The 5,896-nt window shown below is 53.8% G+C and carries 3 protein-coding genes; all 3 read left to right on the plus strand.

Going from position 1 to position 5,896, the window contains the following annotated elements; genetic code table 11:
• The first annotated feature begins 178 nt into the window (after window positions 1–178).
• On the plus strand, window positions 179–4,255 hold the full coding sequence (locus ACEW8P_RS17215; protein ID WP_373514310.1) for an ATP-binding protein: 4,077 nt from the start codon (window positions 179–181) through the stop codon (window positions 4,253–4,255).
• A 362-nt stretch (window positions 4,256–4,617) separates the two neighbouring features.
• A complete protein-coding gene (locus ACEW8P_RS17220; RefSeq protein WP_373514311.1) occupies window positions 4,618–5,604 on the plus strand; it encodes a hypothetical protein in 987 nt (328 codons plus the stop codon).
• Between the two features lie 25 nt (window positions 5,605–5,629).
• Window positions 5,630–5,896, plus strand: a 267-nt coding sequence (locus tag ACEW8P_RS17225) for a hypothetical protein (protein WP_373514312.1), incomplete at its 3' end; no start/stop codon positions are given.

The following is a 5,896-nucleotide window of genomic DNA, read 5'->3' on the forward strand; positions in this document are numbered from 1 at the left end:
GACAGCACCTACCTTCCCCAACCGGAGAACCCGCTAACGTGGTTGCGGGAGGCGGAGGTTGTGAAATGGTAAGTGATAAGATACATATTGAAACGAAGGGCTGTAAGGTAAATACGTAACCTCAAACGCTTTTGAAGATCAGAACTGGCAAATTTAGTTACTGAAAAAAGCGCAAGAAATGGCCTTCCCTTATGGTCGCCTCATCTGGACCTACTTTCTTTTTTTGCTCACGCTTGTTCTGAGTCCGACGCACCCTCCACTTTTGGCCCAGTCGGTCGATTTTCCCGCTCCCCAACTCATTACCGACCGCGACGGGCTGCCTCAGGCCTTCGTACCTGCCATCGTACAGGATCGGCAGGGCTTTATGTGGGTGGCCACCCGCGACGGGCTGTGCCGTTACGACGGCCACTCTTTTAAGGTGTTCCAGCCCGATCCCGACGGCCAGGCTTCGCTTTCTTCCACCGGATTGGAGAAATTGATCCTCGACCAGCGCGGACGCATCTGGATTGTCTCCGAGCAAGGCGACATCGACATTTTCGATCCCCATACGGAAAGGTTCATTAATTTTTCCCATCGGGTGACTTACCGCCGGGCGATGGGCGACACCAAGCCCTTCGGACTATTCGTCGACAACCAGGATCGCGCCTGGATTAACTATCAGGCGGACGGGATTATCCGCTTCGATCTGCGTACAAACCGGGTGCAGCGTTTTCGGCATCGGCCCGGCCGGCCCCGCTCGTTGAGCAGTGACAGCGTAACGCAGGTGGCCCAGGCAGCCAATGGCGTCATCTGGATCGCAACGCGGGCCGGATTAGAACGGTTTGAAGAAAAAACCGCCGATTTTGTACATTACCGCCACCAGTCCGACCAGCCGAATTCGCTGCCCGATGACCCCCTTTGCGGGCTACAAATGCGACCCAACGGCGAGGTGCTGACGGTTTCGCAGCGGTACGTCGCTCGGCTCGATCCCCGCACGGGTCGGTTTCGGTCGTATAAACTGCCGACCTACTGCGCACTCTGGTGGGACGTGCATTTCACCACGGATCGGGAGGGTATCTTGTATTTCCACCAGAACAATACACTCTACCGTTTCACCGACCAACGGGGTCCCGAGGTCGTGGTGCAATGGGAACAAAGTGTGCAACAATGCGCCAGCCTTTTCATAGACCGATCGCAGGTGCTGTGGATGGGCACCAATGGGGCGGGTATCCAAAAGTACGACCTGCGGCCCAATGCTTTCCGGGCAGAACCTTACCAGCGAAATTTTTACCTCGATTTGCTGGCCGGATTAGGCGTCTCCGCCGCGACCTTGAGGACGACTTTGGCGGGTCTAAGCAGCTACATTTTCCGCTATACCTTCGATCAGAAGAAAAACCTCTGGTTCAATGTGGGCAGTTCCGACATCTATCGGGTTGATCTAAGTACAAAACAGACCGACCACTTGCCGTTGCCCGTTTCCTTTTTTGGGGGGGATAATGCCATTGCCATTCCTTGCCCCCTGGCTACTGATCCTCAGGGCCGAGTATGGGCGGTACATGACTCTCTGGTTTGGTGGTACGATTCACCAGCGCGGAAGTGGGTGGCTTTCCCGCATAATGTTTCTCCGCAAAAAACAGGAATCGTACTCACCTTCGTCGCCGACGAGCGGGCGTTGTGGCTGGCCACCGATCATAAGGGTCTGTGGCGATTGGACAAGGCGACTGGGCGCCTGCGGCAGTACGCCAATCAGCCGGACGACCCGTTTTCACTTAGCAGTAACTCTTTGTTCTGTCTGAACAGCGATCCAGACGATCCAAACCTGCTTTGGATCGGAACTTTTGGTAGTGGGTTGTGCCGCTTCGACAAGCGGACGGGACGCAGCCGCCGTATTACTCAGCGCTATGGCCTGCCCAACAACGTAATTTACTCCGTCATTCCGGACCAGCAGGGCAGTTTGTGGATGGGAACCAACAAAGGGATATGTCGGCTGAATCGGCGCACTTTCGCCACTAAAAACTACACTCAGGCCGACGGACTGATGGCCGATGAGTTCAACCGCTTCCACTGGCTGTGTTTACCTGACGACCGGAACGCCGGAACGCCAGAACGCCGGATCACCGGATCGCAGATCATCATGGGGGGGCTGGAAGGCATTACGACCTTCAACCCCACCCAGGTTGATGAAGACGCCTTTCATCCCGCCGTCGAACTCACCGACTTGCAGGTAAACAATCGGCCCGTCCCACTGGCCCTGACCGACTCACTTCCTATTCAGGCCGTCGATCAGCTCGTGCTGGCGCACGACCAAAATTTCATCACCGTCGAGTTTGCTGCCCTGCAGTTCAACCGGCCTGGCAAGAACCGCTACCGCTACCGCCTGGCGGGGCTGGAAAACGACTGGAAGGAAACCGACCGCCCCGTAGTTAATTATACTAACCTCTCTCCCGACGATTACGTGTTGCTGCTAAACGCCACGAACACCTCGGGCCAGTGGAGTCCCTACGTCCGGCGACTGGCGATCACGATTCGGCCGCCGCTTTGGGCTACTTGGTGGGCCTATCTGCTGTATGCCTTCACCGTGGCGGGCCTTGCGCTGTCGGGCAGCCAATTCTACCTCAACCGGTTGCAAATGCGGCAAGACCTTATCCTGCAAAAGAAAGAAACTGACCTGAAACAACAGGAAGCGGAGCAACTGCGGGCCATCGACGAGATGAAATCGAACTTTTTTGCCAACGTAACTCACGAATTTCGCACCCCGCTGACCCTGATCCTGGCCCCCACCGAACAACTCACCCAAAAACTGCGTGACCCCGACGACCAGCGGCACCTGTCTGTCATCGACCATAACGCCAACCAACTGCTGGGTCTGGTCAACCAGTTGCTGGATATCTCGAAACTGGAAGCGGGGGCATTACCCGTGGTAGAAGTACTGGGCGACTTGGAGCAATTTGTCGGGCAGACGGTGGAGTCGTTTCGGGAAGTAGGCCAAAAGCGGCGGATCGAGTTGATTTTCAAGGGAGAAACGTCAGCCGGAATGTACTGGTTCGACGCCGACAAACTGGAACGCATTCTCAACAACCTGCTCTCGAACGCCTTGAAATTTTCGGCCACGGGCGGGCTGGTTATCCTGGAACTCGCAACGATGGAAAAAGGCGTAGAAATACGAGTGAGCGATACGGGCCGAGGTATCACGGCCGACCAACTGCCCCATATTTTCGACCGCTATTACCAGGCGACGGATCATCCTGTGGACAATGGTCAGCCCGAAGCCGCTCAGCCGCCAGAGGTGACTACGCCCGGCACCGGCCTCGGGCTGGCGTTGGTCAGCGAGTTGGTGAGTTTGCAGAAGGGGCGCCTCCGGGTCACGAGCGAAGCGGGCCGGGGTACGGTGTTTGTCGTCGAATTACCCTATCGACCTTTCACGCCCCTATCGAGCGAACCAGTACCGGATGGCAGCTTAACCTATGCCCCCGAACTCCTCTCCCCCAACGAGCAGACTGAGGATTACAGACCTCTGGTGCTGGTGGTGGAGGACAACGACGAGATGGCCCGGTACCTCATCGAAAGTCTGCCTTTCCATTACCGCCTGCTACGGGCAAAGGATGGGCAGGAGGGTTTGGACCAGGCTGTGGCTGAGCTCCCCGATTTGATCCTTTCGGACGTGATGATGCCCGTCATGGACGGCTACGCACTTTGTCAGCGGCTAAAGACTGACCTGCGCACCAACCACATTCCGGTCGTGTTGCTCACGGCGAAAGTCTCGCTCGAGAACCGTTTGGAGGGACTCACCCTCGGTGCCGACGATTACCTGGCCAAGCCCTTCCATGTGATCGAACTGCTGCTGCGAATCCGAAACCAGTTCGAACACAAGCAACGGCTGCGGGACAAGCTGCGGGCCGACCTGACCCAATCTTCCTATGCGATTTCTGACGAAGCCACTCCGGCCCCAATCGATCCGTTTATGGAGCAGTTGTACAACTTACTGGACGAACACCTGGACAATTCCGAATTTGTGATTGATGATTTGCTGAAGCCACTCGGCATGAGCCGCATGGTACTTTACCGTAAGATCATGGCTCTGACGGGCATGGCCCCGGCGGAAGTGGTTCGGCTCTACCGCCTCAAGCAGGCCACCGGCTTCCTGGGGCAGGGATTGAGTGTCGCCGAAACGGCTTATAAAGTCGGCTATCAAACGCCCTCCCATTTTACCAAGGTTTTCCGCGAGCAGTACCGGATGACGCCCACCCAATTCGTCCGCCAGTCAAGTACTCCCTGACTTTACCTTGCTGTATTTCCTGATTCTTGCCACCCGATCCGCCCGGATCGGGTGTTTTTTTGCAAAAAAGCCCCATTGGTCAAGTTACGACAGTATTTGGTCAGAATACGACAGAGTTTGTAGCCGCCATTACTCAAATTTGCCAAACTGATTAGCGGCTCGACATATATTCCTGTGTGACTTGCGCGATCCAATGCTACGCCTGTAATCATACCTCCTAACGATACGAATATCCATTGCTAATGGATATCCAATTTAAGTCAACTCTTACAGTAAAATGCATTTTTCTGGTAGTTGCAGCTTAGTAGTCTAAGAAAGGTGCAGCGTACAATCGAACGTTTCACAATTTAAATTCTAGTCTAATGACAGAATTGACTAAAGATGAGCTAGAGGCAGCGGCAGCTAACTTGTCACGTTTACGGGTGTGGGTAAAAGACCTGTATCCCTTATGCCTTGAGTACGAAGAAGCGGTATTTCACGCTTTGGGATCAACTAAAGAGAATGGAGACTGGAGGAATTTTCTTGCGAACATCATGATCGATGTGGCTATTGGGCTGACATCAGCAGCGGCATTAGCCAGTTTAAATCCTGAGTTCATTCCGGCACTTGCTTGCTTGTCTGCCGCTCTACACGACTGGGGGATTGGGAAAGATAAACCAAACAGTTTAAACGGAGAGTTTGCCGATTTTGAGTTTGGACACGGGCAGATGCAGTTAGAGATAGAGCAGAAACTGAGTTCCTTAGTGGACCCGACTTCCGGTTACAGCAACCTAAAAGCCGCCTGGAAAGACAGCATTGCCTTTAACGGGACCACCTACACTATAGGCGATTTGGCAACCAGTCACTTTCCGGGGCTTGGTGATGCTTATAACCAATTACAGTCCGCTGCACTTACGTCGTTCAAAAAATCGCTTTGGAATCTGGTGATTATGAAAACCTGCTCGTACTACAAGAATTGGGAAGACGTGGTAACAACACCGAAACACATGGGAGCGATTGAAGAATACGCCCAAAAGGCATTTTATCCGGCAAATAAAGGGCTTTATCTGCGAGCCAGGTACATCGATACCAGTTCAACCACGAACTCATATGCACTGGCATTCTGGAACCTGGGCATCGGTGGCTATGCGTTCCCGGATGAAGCAAGTAAGATTTTGTTTAAGGACGACACTCCCGGCCATATCATAAACCCTGATGGCTTGTTCAATCGCAGTTATGTATTTCAACAGTTCAGTACGCGAAAACCTGTTTTTCATGGAGGACACGAACTGGGGCATGGTACTCTGAATGATGAATTTGATGAATTTGATTTCACAGGCGGGATGTTCCCCAAACTGATAGAGATGTAATACCCAACAACCTTCCAAAACACCTATGGACAACCCCATTCAAATCAGAAACAACTTTTTTTATCTCGACGGCCAGCGGTGGTCGCCCAAAGGGATTTGTTATCAGCCGCAGGACGGGGTGGATCCCCTTTCTGACGATAAGCTGTCTGTCATTCAGGGATTGGTCGACGGGAACTGGAAGAAACTGGGCATCAACGCCGTCCGGGTGTATCAGGTGGACCCCAGCCTGCCGCACGACCAGGTGATGGCCTTGCTGGCCGCCCACCATATATACGTGGAGGTAGGGGCAGTG

It is taken from the genome of Persicitalea sp. (assembly GCF_041751555.1).
GTDB lineage: Bacteria > Bacteroidota > Bacteroidia > Cytophagales > Spirosomataceae > Persicitalea.

Coding starts and splice junctions, on each gene's coding strand:
- ACEW8P_RS17215 (WP_373514310.1), top strand. CDS start 179: ATGGCCTTCCCTTATGGTCGCCTCATCTGGACCTACTTTCTTTTTTTG.
- ACEW8P_RS17220 (WP_373514311.1), top strand. CDS start 4,618: ATGACAGAATTGACTAAAGATGAGCTAGAGGCAGCGGCAGCTAACTTG.